Source organism: Undibacterium sp. GW821-FHT11B02 (assembly GCF_058808955.1).
Genome location: NZ_JBXASD010000019.1, coordinates 64155 through 79806, shown reverse-complemented (window position 1 = coordinate 79806; position 15652 = coordinate 64155). Strand labels below are relative to the sequence as shown.

Sequence of the window (15652 nt, the reverse complement as noted above, 5' to 3'; positions counted from 1 at the left end):
GCTGATATGGCAGGCATGAATCTATCAACAGGTGAACGCATCGCAGGTCTGGCGCATTTACGCCAGAGCATTGCCGATATTTTGACCACCCCCATAGGCACCCGCGTGATGCGCCGCGACTATGGCAGCTTGCTGTTCGAGCTGATAGATCAGCCAGACAACGGCACCACGCAAGTGCGCCTGTTTGCCGCCACGGCTGAAGCCCTATTGAAGTGGGAACCACGCATCAAGCTAACGCAAGTCAAGCTGTACCGCACAGATACACCAGGCAAAGTCATCATCGATCTAAAAGGCCAACTGGTGCGCGCATCCAAGGCGTTTAGCCTGTCTTTGCCTGTCACGGTGAAAGCATGAGCATGATTGATCTTAAATCGCTGCCACCGCCTGCAGTCGTCGAAGAACTGGACTTTGAAGCCCTGGTCACCGCCCACAAACAAGACTTGCTGCAACGCCACCCCAGCGCCGCCAATGTGCTGGCCTTGCCCTCTGAACCCTTGGTCAAGCAGGTAGAAGCCTTTGCCTACCGCGAAATGCTGCTACGTGGCCGCATCAACGACGCCGCCCGCGCCAACCTGCTGGCCTTTGCCACCGGCGCGGATCTGGACCATAAAGGCGCGTTCTACAACATTGCCCGCTTGCCAGGCGAAGCGGACGACCGCTACCGCAGCCGCATACAGTTACGCATTGCCGCGCTGGCTGGCAATGGCACGGCAGAGCAATACCGCCTGCTTGCCCTATCTGCCAGCCAGAACGTGCGTAATGCAAATGTCACCAGCCAAACACCAGGCGTCATCAATGTGGTGCTGTGGCTGATCGATGCCAGTCAGGCGCAGGCCACCAGCGCCGCCGTGCTGGCCTCCATGAACGCACCCAACGCCCGTCCGCTGGGTGTACCTGTCAGTGTGGCCGTGGCGCGTCCTGTGGCCTTAAACGTGACGGCTACCCTGTGGCGCGAAGCCAGCGCCCCCGCTGATATCGTCACAAAAATTACCTCATCCTTTACCGCTTCGCTTGCCACGTATGCCAGCCTGGGCCGCAGCGTGCCGCTATCCTGGGTAACCGCGCAACTACAGCAACCAGGTATTGCCCGCGTTGAATTCCCCATTGCAGGCCAGCCCGCGAGCAATACCGCGCTTGCCGCAGATGAATACGCCATCGCTGGCGCCATAAATCTGACAGATGGCGGTGTGGCATGACTGACCTCGCGCAACTGCTGCCCCCCAACGCCAGCGAGCTGGAGCGCAATCTTGTACGCATCGCGCCGCGTGCGGATCTGGACACGGCTGCAGACGCACCGGCCAACATCGCCAGCAGCATGCCCGCAGCTTTCCAGCCCTGGCTTGCCGCTGAATGGAACCTGGCGCAATTCTCGCTGCATTTTACTAATCATGCCGATCTGATCGCCGCTGGCTTGCCCTGGTTGCTGGAACGCGGAAGCGCCGCCAGTGTGGTGCGCGCCTTGTCCTGGCTGGACTATGACCAGGTTGCAATCGAAGAAGATGAATTTTTGGTGCACATAGACCCAGGCACCACAGCGGCCGCGCTGGATCTGGCACGTATACGCCAGGTGATGAATGCATCAATACCCGCACACAGCCGCTTTTATCGCCTGTACCACGGCCTGGACTTGCGTGCTGGCCGCTTTGACGCCACCAGCTTTGACCAGTGTTTGTTTGATGATGATTCTGGCATCTGGTCCGGTGACCCGGCTACTGATGGCGTCAAGCTGTCTTTCGGTGAAACGCACACAGCCGCCGTCAACGCGCCGCCAGCACTGGCACCCATTGCAGCGCACCGCCCGCGCCAGTTAAACACCATCGTTGACGATTCAATGATGCAGCTTGATAGCTGGGTACTCGATAGCGAAATCCGCTTAAACAGTGTCGTCAGCATCAGCGATTTATCCAGCGGTGTGGTCAATCAGCCAGCCTTGATGCCTGTCCTCGGCAATCACCACGCAACCTATTGCGCTGTGCCAATGGCGCGCGCCATGCCTGCACCTATCACAGCAATTTCACTAGGCACAGCAAGCAAAGTTTGCAGCCCAGCCTTGCCTGTTTATGGCTGGGCTGACCAGTGGGCCAGCGGCTGGGCCGTCTGTTACCCCTTAATTTCAAATCCATAGAAAGGCACTGACATGGCAGTCCTGCAAGACCAAGGCCGCATCGAGCTGGCCGAACAATTTAAAAACCGCCCGCTGCACCTGGCATGGGGCCACGGCCTGGCCGCATGGGATGCCGCGCCCGTATCTGAACCCATCACAGCCATTGGCCTGATGGATGAAATAGGCCGCCGCGTGGCATCACAAAAGCAATTCGTGGTACCTGAGTTAGACCCTAACGCACCGAACACCATCAGGGTACCAGGCGGGGACCTGTACCGCATCGTCAACACGCCATCACGCTGGGTATTAGTCGAATTTGTCTTTGATTATGGCGACGGCGCAGGCCAAGACATCCGCGAGCTAGGCTTATTCGTCGGCACCGAAGTGGCCGCAGGCCTGCCAGCCGGGCAACGCTATTTCACGCCCGCGCAAATCACCGCACCTGGCCGCCTGTACATGCTGGACCACATCCCGCGCCTGATACGTTCCGGCGCGACTGAGCAAGTCTATCGCTACGTTTTGCCATTCTGAACAGGACACCCATGGAACAAAACATTAACTTACCCGGCTACCTGAACCGGCACGACGCAGCAAAGCAGTTTGATACGGTGCTGTACCGCGCTGACCATGTCATCCAGTCAGACGAACTGAACGAGACACAAAGCCTGCTACAAGCCCGCATTAAAGGCGTGGCTGATGTATTGCTGGCTGATGGCGCGGTAATACGTGATGCCCGTATCGTCGTCAACGCAATCACCGGCGCGACTACCTGCGAATCTGGCGCGCTGTATGTCGATGGCGCGGTGCGTGGCATAGCGCCTGCAGCTTTAACCATTGCCGTGGTCGGTATCGTCATCGTGGGCGTGTACCTGCAACCGCACATCATTACTGAGCTGGAAGACCCAACGCTACGCAACCGCGCACAAAATACCCGTGGCTTTGATAAAGCCGGTGCAGGCCGCCTGCAAAAGCTGCTTGCCTGGGGCTTTGCCGGTGACGGCCAGCCTGGTGATTTTTACCCTGTCTATACGGTAGAAGACGGCACAGTACGCAGCAAAGAACCACCGCCCCAGCTCGATGGCGTAACCCAGGCATTGGCCCGCTATGACCGTGATTCATCTGGCGGTTCGTATGTCGTCAATGGTTTGAACGTCACCGCTGCAGACGATTTGCCCAGCGGTGAACAGGTCTATACAGTCAGCGAAGGCCGCGCCAGGGTATCCGGTTTTGCTGTGGAACTGCCCACCAGCCGCCGCCTGGTGTATGCAGCAGCACCAGACCTGCGCTTTATTGAAAATGAGCCGCACCAATCCACCGGACCTGCAGCGCAGCGCGTGAACTTTGATCGTGCACCGGCTGCAAACGTCACGCATGTGACCATCACGGCACAAAAGACCATAGATGTGGCACACGGCGGCTTTACTGGTGCGCTGGACCCGCTGGAAGATGGTTCTGTCCTGGTTGTGCTGTCTGTCAAACAAGGCGCTACCACCTACACCAAGGACGTGGACTGGAAATTCACCGCCCAGCAAATAGACTGGTCTTTACCAGGCGCAGAGCCTGCACCCGGCACCACCTACAACGTAACGTACCAATACCTTGCCACAGTGCCAGCCACGGCCATTGATGCCGACGGCTGCACGATCACCGGGGCAGTGGCTGGCACAGCTATCCTGATCAGCTATAACCGCATGCTGCCCCGTATAGACCGTCTGTGCATGGATAGCGCCGGTGCGCTGGTCTGGCTGTCAGGCGTAGCGGCAGACCGCAACCCAAGGCCGCCCAGTGTTCCGGCAAATCTGTTGCCGCTGGCATCTGTCTTGCAAAACTGGAGATCCGGTACGCGCACGGTAATGATAGACAGCGTACGCGTGGTTCCTATGGACACACTCGCCGCCTACAGCAAACGCCTTGATACCTTGACCGAGCTGGTGGCACAACAGCGCCTTGAATCCAGTACACAATTGCGCGATGCAACAGCAAAGCGCGGCTTGCTGGTGGACCCGTTTATATCTGATACGGTACGCGACCAGGGCTTGCCCCAAACCGCCGCCATCTTCGGCGGTGAGCTGACTTTGCCGGTATCTGTGCAGCCTAACTTGCTCTCTATCAGCCTGGCCGCGCCTCAAACCTTGCCATTCAACCCGGTGACGTTGCTGGAACAGCCATGGCGCACCGGCAGCATGAAAATCAACCCCTACGACGCTTTCGACCCGCTGCCCTCAGATGTAGCGTTAAGCCCAGCAATAGACCGCTGGACCGATGTTGACACCCAATGGAACAGCCCCACCACTGAAACCATCACAGAAAACATTACCCGCCGCGTGGGCCTGTGGATCGTTGAAAACGGCGAAGCCTACGACACCACCAACGAGATTACACGCGACATCAGCCACACCAGCAAGGCCGCTGAATACATCCGTCAAATCAATGTTGCCTTTACCGTTAAGGGTTTTGAAGCGGGCGAAACCATACAAAGCCTGCGCTTTGATGGCGTCGCCGTGGTACCGGGCAATCTGGCAACTCCAGCGCCTGGCACCATCACCGGCACGTTTCAGATACCGGCCAAGGTGCCAGCAGGCAGCAAGCGTGTTGAATTCGTGGGAAGCCATGGCAGCTTTGGCGTGGCAATCTACAGCGGCACCGGCGTGGAAATTCAAGATGTCAAACAGCTTGTCACCGTGCACGCATCCGGCTGGGTGACCTTCCTGAAGGCTGACCCGCTGGCGCAGACTTTTACACTGGCCGCTGATCGTCAGATAGCCGGGCTGGACCTGTGGTTCACAGCCAAGGGCAATTCTTTGCTGGCCGTACAGATACGGGAAACCACCACAGGCATCCCTAACCAGAAAGTCATTGCCCAGGCGCGCATCTCAGCCGCAGCCATTAACGTGGACGGCCAGGCTACCCGTATCAGCTTTGACTACCCTGTAAGTCTGACAGGCGGTGTGGACTATGCGCTGGTGATCTTGTGTGACGATGCCACCACGGCGGCCAGCATTGCAGAGCTGGGCAAGTATGACGACCACAAGGGGCAATGGGTAGCAAGCCAGCCTTATACCGTGGGCGTGCTGCTGTCATCGAGCAACGCCACTACCTGGACACCGCATCAGGATCGTGACCTGGCTTTCCGTTTGCTGGCCGCTGAATTTACGGCCACCACGCGCACCATCAATCTGGGCAATGCCAACCTGGTCAACGTCACAGACTTGATGCTGTTAAGCCTGGTAGAAACACCCAGCGCACAGACCCGCGTTGAATATCAAATCACCTTACCCGGTGGCAGCGTCATGAACGTGGACGACGGCCAGCCGGTGCGCCTGGCTGCACCCATGACCGGGCAATTCAGTGTCACGGCCAAGCTCACCGGCACGGCCAGCCTGTCGCCAGTGCTGCACCCAGGCGTCACGCTGCTGACTGGCACGGTAGCCAACCAGGGCAACTACATCAGCCCCTTGGTTCCTGCAGGCCAGAACGTGCGCGCCCGCATCGTGGTGGATTGTTATTTACCTGCAGGCGCTACCCTGAATGTCAGTGTGGCACCTGAGGCAGCAGGCGCGCCGGTCTATACACCCGCGCCCTTTGTATCCAGCCGGGATATCGCCGCCGACTGGCATGAGTTGACCTACGAGCTGAACGGCGTCACGGCCGACCGCTTGCGCGCCAAGCTGGAATTGGCAGGCAACACCGCAGCCCGGCCGCGCCACCGCAATTTGCGTGTCATTGTCATCTGAGGCAAATCATGATTGATCAAAAGACCCAAAACCAGCAGTACAAGCTGCCACACATCCAGAACACCGGCGCGGAAGAAGTGGCGCGCCTGCGTGACACCATCACGGCCATTGATAACGATGTAGCAACCCTGAACGTAGGGCTGGCTAACAAGGCAAGCAAAGCCACTACTGACAACCTGCAAGCGCAGATTGACGACCTTTCTATTCTCATTTTTGCAGGATTGATCTGATATGAGTTCGACCAACTTAGCCGACTTCCGCGACCAGTACATCGCCCGCGCCCGTGCCTTGCTGCAAGGCGTGGATCTGGCGCAAGCCAATACCAACGCCATGGTGATTAATGGTGCCTTGTTCGGGGCATTAGATAAGGTCATCAACGCCCCGTTGATAGGCCGCGATACCCTGGCCCTGTTTGATGCCATGACCAGCGCAGAGATAGACACCTGGCTAGCAGACGCCAGCCACCGTAGCACCTGGCAGCGCCTCTGCACAGATGAAGCCCGCACCATACAAGTGGCCCTGCAGGACGACTTGCTAAGACCCAAGCTCATGAGCAGTACGCTGGCATGGACAGACATCCTTGCATCCAGCGTCATGCAGACATGGATACAGACTAAAGCCGCTTACCTGGTGCCTTACATTGCCGCGATACCTGGTTGCCTGGCGCTGACAGCGGCCAGCCGCACGACTATGGACAAATTCGCCAGCGTACAAGCCGCTATGACGCTGATCTATGCGTCAACCAACTGGTTAGCCGCGATTGCCGCCAATACCCCGGCACAAGACGCCATAGCGGCCAGCCTGACCGCCTTGCGCGAGCTGGGCAAATCTTCTGCCGGCATGACAGCGCTCTATACCAAGCTGACCAGCATCATGGTGTTTCTGTTTGCCGATGCCACAGCCTCGGTCGACGCCTGGAACTTTGTATCAAGCGAAATCACTGCAGGCCGCACGGTGATGGCGACGACCTTCTTTGCTGACGCTGGTATACGCACGGCCTTGCATGGCAACACCGGCATTGCTACTGCGCTGACAGGTAGCGCAACAGCCCTTTATCAATGGCTGTTTACCAACAAAATGACAGTGGTGCAACGCAGCTACAACGCCACCACCACGCAACAAAGTGCAGGTATTGGCGGCAAGTTCCTGACCCTGGCAATGGCAGGTACCTACAGCAGCGGCGCTGAATATTTCTACTTGACCGGGACTACGGGCCAATACGCCGCCACTCCAAACGGCGCAAGTTCACCCACTTTGACAACCGCACATAAGCAAGTTGGCAGTCAAAACGGAGCGTTGTACTACACATCAGCCAGCAGCGGCACTTATTACATGAGCATTGGCTATCTCGTTATCTAAGGCAAACCATGACACAAATAATCATCGACACGGCCAACCAAATCACCGGCTACACCAACGACGACCAGCAGACAGCCTGGGAAGGCGTGCGCCTGGTACCAGCTCCGGACGGCTTTAACCCGGCATTGCTGGCTCACTACCTGGTCAAAGTATCCAAGGGGAAAACCACCATCACCCTGAACGCTGACAGCGCCCTGGTAGCCGCCAAAGCCGCCCGCTGCAGCCAAATCAAAGACGAAGCGGCCAGGCTGATTGCCGCAACAGACTGGAAGCTGCAACGCGCCCAGGAACGTGACGCGGCTGGCTGGGGCAATCTGGGTGATATCGACATCGTGCTGGCCGAGCGTGAAGCCATACGCCGCAGCAGCAACGCCGCCGAGCTGGCCGCCAACGCCCTGACAGATATCAATGCTGTGCAGGCCTTCACCTGGTCGGTGGACGTGGCGGTACCAGCCCCCAACCGTTTGACGCGTGGCGAATTCCTCGACCGCTTCACCAAGGAAGAAACCGCCGCCATTCTGGCCGCTGCAGACGCCAACGCCAGTTTAAAGGCCTGGGTGATGCGCCTGGAAAACTCAGACTGGATCAAGCCAGCCGAAGCCACACCCGGACTGCAGGCGCTTGAAATTGCCGGGCTGATCCAGCCTGGCCGCGCTGCAGCCATCCTTGCTTAATTATTTGTTTCACCAACCACAGGAGCAAACACAATGCCCGCAACAACTTACCACCATGGCGTGCGCGTCATCGAAATCAACGAAGGCACGCGCCCAATACGTACCGTTTCTACTGCAGTCATCGGCCTGGTGGCCACGGCCGACGATGCAGACGCAACAGTCTTTCCTTTGAACGTGCCGGTGATGATTACCAACGTCACCGCCGCACTTGCAAAAGCAGGCCACATAGGCACGCTCTCTAAGGCGCTGGAAGCAATCAGCCTCCAAACCAACCCTGTGACCATCGTGGTGCGTGTTGCCAGTGATGTGGATGAGGCGGCACAAACTGCCAATGTAGTTGGCACCGTGACACCAAGCGGCCAATACACTGGCATTAAAGCCTTGCTGGCCGCCCAGACTAAGCTTGGTGTTAAGCCGCGCATTCTGGGCGCGCCTGGCCTCGATACGCAAGCCGTCACCACCGAGCTGGCCGCCGTCGCCCAAAAGTTGCGCGCCTTTGTGTATGCCAGCGCCTGGGGCGCACAGACCAAGGAAGCAGCGATTGCGTACCGCCAGCACTTCGGCCAGCGCGAGGTCATGATTATCTGGCCGGACTTTGTGCACTTTGATACTGCGGCCAATGCAAGCGCATCGATACCGGCCGTCGCCTATGCGCTGGGCCTGCGTGCCAAGATTGATAACGATATAGGCTGGCACAAGTCTTTATCCAATGTCGTGGTGAACGGCCCCACAGGCATAGCGCGGGACGTGTTCTGGGATCTGCAATCGTCGGCCACAGATGCCGGTGTGCTCAATGCTGCGGGCGTCACCACCCTGATTAACAAAACCGGCTACCGCTTCTGGGGCAGCCGCACGGCCGAGGAAGCAGAATTCTTTTTCTTCGAGAACTACACCCGCACCGCGCAAGTGCTGGCCGATACCATAGCCGAGGTGCATTTCACCTACGTGGACAAGCCCATGCACCCGTCCTTAGTGCGTGACCTGATTGAATCCATCAATGCCAAATTCCGCGCACTTAAAACAGCCGGGCTGATTATTGACGGCAAAGCCTGGTTCGATGCTGCAGCTAACAGCAAGGACAGTCTCAAAATCGGCTCATTGGTCATTGACTACGACTACACGCCAGTACCACCAGTCGAAGACCTGGTATTGCAGCAGCGAATTACAGACAAATACCTGGCTGACTTTGCCAAGCAAATCACGACTTAAACCCAGACTTAATAGAAGGAGTACACCATGGGATTACCCAGCAAACTGAAAGACTTTAATCTGTTCAATGACGGCGCGAATTATTTGGGCCTGGTGCCTGAGCTGACCTTGCCCAAACTAAGCCGCAAGATGGAAGAGTACATCGCGGGCGGCATGTCCGGCCCTATCGAAGTGGACTACCACACAGAAAAAATTGAACTCGACTGGACTGCGGGCGGCTTGCTGGTGGACGCGCTGTTGCAATATGGTGCCGTCACTCACAACGCCGTGCAATTGCGCTTTGCCGGTGCTTACCAGAACGATGACACCGCAGAAGTCACCGCCGTGGAAATTGTCGTACGAGGCCGCCATAAAGAAATCGAAATGGGCAGCGCCAAGATGGCCGACAAGAGCGACCAGAAATACAAAACCACCTGCAGCTATTACAAGCTGATTATCAACGGCCAGGACATTATCGAAATCGACTTTATCAACGGTGTTGAAATAGTCGGCGGCATTGATCGCCGCGCCGAGCTGCGCGCTGCTATCGGCATGTAATGCCAAGCCATCAAAAACGCAACATATTAAACAATGCTTAATTGAAGTTAAGCACAACTTAAGAAAGTATCACCATGACAACAGCAAACAACAATGAAGTAATCGTCATCAACAGCAAAACCATCACCCTGGACGAACCGATCAAGCGCGGCGACACCGTCATCACCAGCATCACCCTGCGCAAGCCCAAGGCAGGCGAGCTGCGCGGTGTGTCGCTGGTCGAGCTGGGCCAGATGAACGTCGCAGCCCTGCAGCAAGTGTTACCACGCATCACCAACCCTATTTTGACGGCGCAGGATGTCGCTAATCTGGATGTGGCTGACCTGGTAGAAATCGGCTCAGAGGTATCGCTTTTTTTGGTCAAGAAAGCGGACCGCATGGCATTCCAGAAAGAGTAGAAGACGCGATGGCAGACCTGGCTATTGTCTTCCACTGGCCGCCGTCTGCCATGGATGACTTTAGCTTGGTCGAACTGATGGACTGGCGAGAACGTGCCAGAGTGAGAAACACAGCAGAGTAAACAAGGGAGCGGTTACGCGATGTCAGAACGCGATTTAAAGTTACATGTAGTCTTCAACATGATAGAGCGGGTAACCGCCCCCTTGAAGCACATCATGGGCCAGTCGTCGGCGAGCGGCAAGGCCTTAAAAGCCCTGCGCGACAAACTCAAAGACCTGGACACACAGCAAAAGCATATTTCCGGCTTCCGGCAAATGCATGCAGGCTTGCGCGAAACTGGCGGGCGGCTCGATGCTGCTCGCCATAAAGTCAAAGAGCTGGCCGAACAGATGGCCGCTACCCAAATCCCCACGCGCACTATGACGCGGGAATTTGACCGCGCCACCAAGGCCGCCAGGCTGATCAAAGAACAGCACCAGCGAGAAAGCCAGCAATTACAGGTGCTGCGCGACAAGCTGCACGCTGCAGGCGTCAGCACCAGCAATTTAAGCGGGCATGAACGCAGCCTGCGCAATAGCATGGCCGCCACCAATGCGCAGATAGCAGAACAACAGCGCCGATTGACTGAGCTTGCAAGACGGCATGAACAAGTATCAGCCGCCAAGCAACGCATGGAAAAAACCCGCACCACCGCCAGCAATATGGTTTCTACCGGCATGGGTATGACCATGACAGGCGCAGCCATGAGTGTGCCGCTGATCAAAGGTGTGAACGAATCCAAGCACTATGAATCTGAGGCCCAACGCCTCAGAGGCTTAGGGCTGGGTGCTCATGATTCCAATGAGGCCATCAAATATGCCGCCGAGATGAAAACCTACGGCACCAGCCAGACAGAAAATCTTGAACTGATGCGTGATTCGCTGTCTGTCTTTGGTGACCTGCACCATGCTGAAATGGTGACTCCCTTGCTGGCAAAAATGAAGTTTCTGAACGAAACCCTCTACAGCGAAGGCGAAGCGTCACAAAAGAATGAAGCTTTTATGGACATGCTGAAAGTCATCGAGCTGCGTGGCGGCCTTGCCAGCAAAGAGCGATTCGAGCATGAAGCCAATATGGTGCAAAAGGTCATTGCGGCCACTGGTGGCCGCGTGGGTTCCGGCGAGTGGCTTAACTTTATCAAAACTGGCGGCCTGGCTGCCAAGGCGCTGGACGATAAAGCCTTTTTCTACCAGATGGAACCACTGATACAAGAAATGGGCGGCCATCGTGTTGGTACTGCGCTGCAGTCTGCGTACCAGAATCTGTACCAGGGCAAAACTACCAACCGCGCCGCGTCTGAACTTATGCGCCTGGGCCTGGTAGATAAAAACAAAGTCATCTATGACAAAGTGGGGAACGTCAACGAGGTGAAAGAAAAAGCCCTGGTCGAGGGTGAATTGTTCAAAGCCAACCCCTTCGAATGGATAGAAAAGGTTTTATTGCCCAAGCTGGCCGCGCACGGCATCACAGAAAAATCACAGATAGAAGACACTATCGGCACCATCATGACCAACCGCACCGGCTCAGGCCTGTATGCCACTGTGGTCAACCAGATGGCGCAGATTAAAAAGAATGCCCACAACAACGAACGCGCCGCCGATATTGATACTGGCGTGGGACTTGCCAAAGATACCGCCAAAGGCCGGGAAATTGCCGCATTAAAGAAACTGCGTGACCTGCAACTGGAGATAGGCAATAAAATCATGCCCCTGTATGCGCGAGGGCTGGAATTTATCGCAGACAAGCTAGAAGCGGTCGTCAACCTGGCAAAAGAGTACCCGACCGTCAGCAAAGGCTTAGTTTTAGGCGTGGGAGGTTTGGCGCTGCTCACCACGGCGCTGGGCGGCTTGCTGATTGTCATCGGCTCAGTGCTGGCCCCATTTGCCATGCTGCGCTTTGGTATGTTCATGCTGGGTATACGTGGCGGCCTGTTATCGCGCATCTTTGCCCGGCTCGGCCTAGCGTTTGCCCGTATTGGCCCCTTCATTGCCCGCGTAGGTGGCTGGTTGCGTGGCCTGCTACCTGCCTTGCGCATGGCAGGCAGCGCCGTGATGTGGCTGGGCCGTGTGTTCCTGATCGCTGGCCGCTTCTTGCTCATGAACCCAATAGGTCTGGCAATCACTGCCATTGCTGCAGCGGCATACCTGATTTACCGCAATTGGGATAAAGTGAGTGCCTTCTTTATGGGTGTATGGTCTGAGGTCAAGCAAGCCTTTAACGGTGGCATAGGCAGCGTGGCTGCCCTGATACTGAACTGGAGCCCTTTAGGCCTGTTCCATCGTGCGCTTGCTGGTGTGCTGGGTTACTTCGGCCTTGAGATACCTGCCAAGTTCACCGAGTTTGGCAGCTTCATGATGCAAGGCCTGGTGAACGGCATCACCAGCGCGGCCACAACGGTGCGCGACACCATCAGCAGCATGGCGGATAACGTTGTGTCCTGGTTCAAAGAGAAATTAGGCATACACAGCCCCAGCGTGGTGTTTACCGAGCTGGGCGTATTCAGCATGCAAGGCCTGGCAAACGGCATTGCCAACGGTTCCACCATGCCGCTGGACAAGCTGCAAGGCGTCACCAACCAAATGAAGACCATAGGCGCGGGCATCACCCTGGCGGCTGCCATGTCGCCCGCCATTGCCCTGCAGCAGCCCGCCTATGCCATGCCAGGCGCGCCGCTGTTACCCCAGATAGCGCCGCTGACCATCGAGCAACCACGCCAGGCAGCACCCCTGCAATTTGACCGCAGGCCACCAGTGCAGGCACCTGGCAGCAACGCGGCCAGCGCAGGCGGCAACCTGCAGACAGTACCAAGCAATATCAGCATCGTGATTAACACGCCTGCAGGCGCAGACCCGCAAGCAATTGCCAAAGCCGTGGCGGCCGAGCTGGACAGGCGCGAGCGCCAGCAGGCACAGCAACGCCGTTCTGCCATGCATGACTATGATGAATCATAAAGAGGACACAGCACCATGATGATGAGTTTAGGCCAGTTTGTATTCAGTCTGTCCACGGCCGCGTATCAGGAATTCCAGCAACAGATTGAATGGAAGCACCCCAACACCAGCCGCGTGGGCGAACGTGACGCGCACCAGTACCTTGGCCCAGGTGATAACACCATCACCTTGTCCGGCTGGATGGCACCCGCCTTTGCCGGTGACCCGGCATCTTTGGATGACCTGGAAGAAATGGGGGACGCTGGTGACGCCTATGTGCTGGTGGAAGGAACCGGGCGAATTTATGGGCAATTTCTGATCCCCAACTTGACCAAGGGCAAAAACACCTTTTTGGATGATGGTATGCCGCAGAGGATAGATTTTTCTATCAGCTTAAAGCGTGTTGACCTGGGCGACCAGGTAGACCCGCACACCGGCGGCCCGGATCTGGGTGATGACCTTATCGAATGGGAAGAGGTAGATTTAGAATGAGCCACAACAAACCGGCCTTTGCCATCACCCTGGACGGCCAGGACATTACCAGCAAAATCTATCCGCGCCTGGTGAGCCTGACACTGACCGAGGCCAGAGAAAACGCCGTTGATGAATTGAACATCACAATAGACGACAGCGACGGCCGCGTGGCGATACCGCGCAAAGGCGTCAAGATCACTTTGCAGCTGGGCTGGCACAGTGGTGGCAATGGCGCTGGCATGGTGGACAAAGGCACTTTCGTTGTGGATGAGGTGGAACACGAAGGCGCGCCAGACATGCTGGTCCTGCGCGCCCGCAGTGCCGAGATGGCAAAGCCAGTACGTACCCGCAAAGATCGCAGCTTTGACAAAAAAACCGTGGCCGATATTGTCGGCCAAATTGCCAAGGACAATGGCTTAACACCCAAGGTAAGCCAAAGCCTGCAATGCAAAGTCATCGACCACATAGACCAGACCAATGAGTCAGACATTAATTTTTTAAACCGGCTGGGCAAACGCTTTGATGCCGTCGCCACCGTGAAAAAAGACAGCTTGCTGTTTTTGCGTATTGATGAGGGTAGCAATAGTAAAGGCGAAAGCCTCCCCACCATCACCCTGGAACGTCGCGACGGCGACAAACACCGTTACCACACCGCCAGCCGCGACGCCTACAGTGGCGTGCGTGCCCAATGGCACGACCCCAACGATGCGAAGGAAAAAAGCGAACTGATAGGCGAAGATGACAACCCAAAACGCTTGCGCCACACCTATCCCAATCAAGAGGCGGCAGAACAAGCAGCAAAAGCAGAAATGAACCGGGTAAAGCGTGGCAAGGCAAGCTTGCAATTTACCCTGGCCCTGGGCAGGCCAGATATTACCCCCATGATGGGTGTACGCATCTCCAGCTTAAAAACACCTATCGGGGATACAGACTGGATCATCGTCAAAACAACGCACAATCTCAGTGCACAGGGTTTTACGACCACTTTGGAGATGGAAACAAAGAAGGAACGGGAAGAAGAAAATGAACTACAAACTATTGAATAACTTGCCCCAATACGTCAGTCCAAAATAGCTTTGTTATTGCGTTTGAAATACGCTCACTTTCGTCATCTGGCAAATTAATCCAATCAGTCATTTCGTTAAGCCCAGGGAAGTGACTTTCTAGCAGTTTACCAATTTCTTCTGTAGAAAAATCTATCTGAATCCTATTTTTCCCCACTGGCTCTCTGGACCTGATTTCTATATCTGCTATGCAGAGCGCCAACGTTCTAAGAGTAAATGCATGCTCACCAGTGTAAACAAAGAAAAATAACTCTGGAAGTGCTTCTAATAACTTTGGAACATATTCGCGTACTTCAGAAATTTCGTAAAGCTCTCGGACATCATTTTCATAACCATGAAAACTAATTTCAACTTTGCCCTGGCAATGCGCGGCAATTTCCTTTGTACTTCGAATTCTGTCAAAAAAGCTTCTAATTCGCGTCAAATCATTAGCGCGTATTTCAATTTGATCAATAACGAAATGGAAATACTCTCTAGTTACTAATACTTCATTAATAGCCCAATAATGTTGGACTTCATCAAGAATATCTGAAGGCGGCGGCAATAGTTCTGAAATAGAACTCTTTGCTCCACTAAGCTTGTTCTCGAAGGGAATTGTAATTTTCCAATTTTCCCCTGCTCTTGACGTGACAGTCGGATCGAACGCAACCCAATAAATATCTTTTGAAACTGGATTACAAATAGTAATTAAAACGGGGACGGGGTAATTTGCTAAATAATTGAAGTGGCGGAGTTCCCCGCGATATACATATCCCCACTGATTTTTTTCCTGAAAAAAAGACTTACCGTACTTGATTTGTACAGCAATCATCTGCCCGGTCACAGTTCCATCTTCGAGTATGATTTCTATTTGAGCGTCTATGCCGAAATCATGCTCTTGGTGGTTTCTTTTAAAAAGCCACCCATACTCTTCATGAATTACACGCGAAACCAAGTCGACACCTTGCTCGCCTTTTTGTGCTGCTTTACTATAACTAGGAAATCCTTTGCTCATGGCACACACTTTCAATTCTAAAAGGTACATACAAGGATATACAAATTTAGGAGCGCATATCTATACATCTTTAAAATAACCATTTTAAAAATACTGTGTAACTTGGCTTTTTCTTAGATAAATATTTGAATCCAA

The 15652-nt window shown here is 55.2% G+C and carries 16 protein-coding genes; 15 read left to right on the top strand and 1 reads right to left on the bottom strand.

Features of this window, described 5'->3' with window-relative positions; genetic code table 11:
* The first annotated feature begins 15 nt into the window (after positions 1 to 15).
* The 15 genes from AC1RVX_RS27995 to AC1RVX_RS27925 all read left to right on the top strand — a co-directional run bounded on the left by AC1RVX_RS27995 (position 16) and on the right by AC1RVX_RS27925 (position 14505).
* On the top strand, positions 16 to 354 hold the full coding sequence (locus AC1RVX_RS27995; protein ID WP_493219869.1) for a GPW/gp25 family protein: 339 nt from the start codon (positions 16 to 18) through the stop codon (positions 352 to 354).
* A complete protein-coding gene (locus tag AC1RVX_RS27990) occupies positions 351 to 1196 on the top strand; it encodes a baseplate assembly protein (RefSeq protein ID WP_493219868.1) in 846 nt (281 codons plus the stop codon). The genes AC1RVX_RS27995 and AC1RVX_RS27990 overlap by 4 nt, the downstream gene beginning before the upstream one ends.
* Complete coding sequence (locus tag AC1RVX_RS27985) at positions 1193 to 2125, top strand: phage tail protein (RefSeq protein WP_493219867.1); 933 nt, start codon at positions 1193 to 1195, stop codon at positions 2123 to 2125. The genes AC1RVX_RS27990 and AC1RVX_RS27985 overlap by 4 nt, the downstream gene beginning before the upstream one ends.
* A 12-nt stretch (positions 2126 to 2137) precedes the next feature.
* Positions 2138 to 2635, top strand: coding sequence for a BW3TFN family phage tail fiber component (locus AC1RVX_RS27980; protein WP_493219866.1), 498 nt, complete (start codon positions 2138 to 2140; stop codon positions 2633 to 2635).
* 11 nt (positions 2636 to 2646) lie between these two features.
* Entirely contained in the window at positions 2647 to 5838 is a 3192-nt protein-coding gene (locus tag AC1RVX_RS27975; RefSeq protein WP_493219865.1) for a DUF4815 domain-containing protein, read from the top strand.
* An 8-nt stretch (positions 5839 to 5846) separates the two neighbouring features.
* A complete protein-coding gene (locus AC1RVX_RS27970) occupies positions 5847 to 6068 on the top strand; it encodes a hypothetical protein (RefSeq protein ID WP_493219864.1) in 222 nt (73 codons plus the stop codon).
* 1 nt (position 6069) lies between these two features.
* Positions 6070 to 7197: a hypothetical protein gene (locus tag AC1RVX_RS27965; RefSeq protein ID WP_493219863.1), complete on the top strand. Its 1128-nt coding sequence runs from the start codon at positions 6070 to 6072 to the stop codon at positions 7195 to 7197.
* Positions 7198 to 7205: 8 nt separating this feature from the next.
* A complete protein-coding gene (locus AC1RVX_RS27960; protein ID WP_493219862.1) occupies positions 7206 to 7871 on the top strand; it encodes a hypothetical protein in 666 nt (221 codons plus the stop codon).
* A gap of 33 nt (positions 7872 to 7904) precedes the next feature.
* Positions 7905 to 9080 carry a phage tail sheath protein gene (locus tag AC1RVX_RS27955; RefSeq protein ID WP_493219861.1) on the top strand — a complete coding sequence of 392 codons (1176 nt, stop codon included), beginning with the start codon at positions 7905 to 7907 and terminating at the stop codon, positions 9078 to 9080.
* A 27-nt stretch (positions 9081 to 9107) separates the two neighbouring features.
* Positions 9108 to 9617, top strand: a complete 510-nt coding sequence (locus AC1RVX_RS27950) for a phage major tail tube protein (protein ID WP_493219860.1) — start codon at positions 9108 to 9110, stop codon at positions 9615 to 9617.
* A 74-nt stretch (positions 9618 to 9691) separates the two neighbouring features.
* Positions 9692 to 10015, top strand: a complete 324-nt coding sequence (locus AC1RVX_RS27945; protein WP_493219859.1) for a phage tail assembly protein — start codon at positions 9692 to 9694, stop codon at positions 10013 to 10015.
* Between the two features lie 8 nt (positions 10016 to 10023).
* A complete protein-coding gene (locus AC1RVX_RS27940; protein WP_493219858.1) occupies positions 10024 to 10137 on the top strand; it encodes a GpE family phage tail protein in 114 nt (37 codons plus the stop codon).
* Between the two features lie 19 nt (positions 10138 to 10156).
* Positions 10157 to 13006, top strand: a complete 2850-nt coding sequence (locus AC1RVX_RS27935) for a phage tail tape measure protein (protein ID WP_493219857.1) — start codon at positions 10157 to 10159, stop codon at positions 13004 to 13006.
* A 15-nt stretch (positions 13007 to 13021) separates the two neighbouring features.
* Positions 13022 to 13477 (top strand): phage tail protein, encoded by a 456-nt coding sequence (locus AC1RVX_RS27930; RefSeq protein WP_493219856.1) that lies wholly within the window; start codon positions 13022 to 13024, stop codon positions 13475 to 13477.
* Positions 13474 to 14505 carry a contractile injection system protein, VgrG/Pvc8 family gene (locus AC1RVX_RS27925; RefSeq protein ID WP_493219855.1) on the top strand — a complete coding sequence of 344 codons (1032 nt, stop codon included), beginning with the start codon at positions 13474 to 13476 and terminating at the stop codon, positions 14503 to 14505. Before AC1RVX_RS27930 ends, AC1RVX_RS27925 begins: the two co-directional genes overlap by 4 nt.
* Here AC1RVX_RS27925 and AC1RVX_RS27920 read toward each other — a convergent pair.
* Positions 14495 to 15517 (bottom strand): DUF4365 and DUF1817 domain-containing protein, encoded by a 1023-nt coding sequence (locus AC1RVX_RS27920; RefSeq protein WP_493219854.1) that lies wholly within the window; start codon positions 15515 to 15517, stop codon positions 14495 to 14497. The genes AC1RVX_RS27925 and AC1RVX_RS27920 overlap by 11 nt on opposite strands.
* Positions 15518 to 15652 lie beyond the last annotated feature (135 nt).